Here is a 1,560-nt window from a genome sequence, read left to right as displayed (position 1 = left end):
CACTAGCATTGCATAAAAATATTTAATAAATGTCAAGTTCTATTTTCAGCGAAAATACTTGCTTAAAATAGAAAAACTCCTTATAATTGGAATTAGGATAGTCTTTGTCCAAATCCCAAAAAATAAGGAGCATATACTATGGACAAAGATATCATAGAAACCACATTTAATCAACTACTTTTTTCAATAAATTTTAATTTATTTTCAAAAATTGTTGCTGAACTTGAACTGGACAGATACACTAAAAAACTTACAACTAAAAAGTTATTTCAAATTTTGCTCTATGGTCAGCTTGAATCTGTCAGCTCTCTTGACAGCTTAAGTATCGATGTTAGCAATAAATCTGATCTTAAAAAAGAGATTGATCTTGATTCAATTAGCGCCTCTCAACTTTCGAGAAGGTTAAGAGATATTCCGCCAGTTATCTTTGAAAAAATATTTAATCAGATTAAACTGGAGGCTCTAACCAAAAGAGGAGCCAATTTCTACAGAAATAATCTCGGCCAGCTAAACATCATTGATGCTTCAACTGTCTCTATGGCTTTAAGTAATTATCCCTGGGCTGATTTCAGATCAACTAAAGCAGGAATTAAAATACATACCCGCATCATTTATGATGGAGATATTATGCCTGATAAAGTTGAGATAACCCCTGCTAAAGGTGCAGATAAAACTAAAATGGATAATCTGATTTTTCATGATACAGATACTCTCCATGTCTTTGACAGAGCTTATGTTGACTATCAAAGCTTTGATAACTACTGTGACGCTGGTATTCTCTTCCTATCAAGGCTTAAGAGTAATGCTAAAATTAAAGTTCTAAAAACTAAAACTGTAATTATTGATGGTCAGGAAGTTGAAGATTCTACTGTTCTTTTAGGTGACCCAAAACAGGATAATCAGATGAATAACATCTTAAGAATCCTAGAAATACCTGACAGAGAAAACCCTGGCAGTACAGTTAGATTAATCACAAACGACTTTAAACATTCTGCAATATTAATCAGCAGATACTACAGAGATCGCTGGCAGATAGAGATCTTCTTTAAGTGGATCAAACAGCATCTGCATGTTAAAGTCTTTTATGGACACAGTGAAAATGCTGTTAAATCACAGATATTTACCGCTTTAATCAGCTTTGTATTACTTACTCTTTTAAAAAGAGAAGCCAATACAGATAAGAGCTTATTTAAAGTACTTAAATACTTTAGGGCCTGTATGTTTGAAAGTCTAAAGGCTTTTATTAGAAAGATAAATCGACCACCATCACGCACTTCTAAAGGTCGGAGAGTGATAGATTACGAAAAAATCTATCAGCTAACCGAAAGGCAGGTGATGGCAGGAGATACAGAACTTTTATATTCAACAGAATTCAATCCAGTAATTCTGTAAAAAGAACAAATATATTATGGTAAAATGTGGATAAAGGCTATCTCTTAATACTCTGTTATCTCTTTTTCTTAAAAAAGGATAAGGGTGTGACTGAATATTCTGTAGATAGTATAGTTTCTCAATAACTTAAATTTGACAATGCTTAAATATTTTTATGCAATGCTAGTG

1 protein-coding gene is annotated in these 1,560 nt (G+C 32.4%); it reads left to right on the top strand.

Annotation, left to right across the window (positions count from 1 at the left end):
• Nucleotides 1–138: 138 nt before the first annotated feature.
• Nucleotides 139–1,392 (top strand): IS4 family transposase, encoded by a 1,254-nt coding sequence (locus DFR80_RS15075; RefSeq protein WP_114490482.1) that lies wholly within the window; start codon nt 139–141, stop codon nt 1,390–1,392.
• Nucleotides 1,393–1,560 lie beyond the last annotated feature (168 nt).

Source organism: Halanaerobium sp. ST460_2HS_T2, from assembly GCF_003337665.1.
Classification (GTDB): Bacteria; Bacillota; Halanaerobiia; order Halanaerobiales; family Halanaerobiaceae; genus Halanaerobium; species Halanaerobium kushneri.
Note: the sequence above shows the minus strand (reverse complement) of the source record. Positions and strands in the feature narration are given on the sequence as shown.

Excerpts from the sequence above, each read along its gene's own strand:
- DFR80_RS15075 (WP_114490482.1), top strand. The coding sequence starts at position 139 with ATGGACAAAGATATCATAGAAACCACATTTAATCAACTACTTTTTTCA.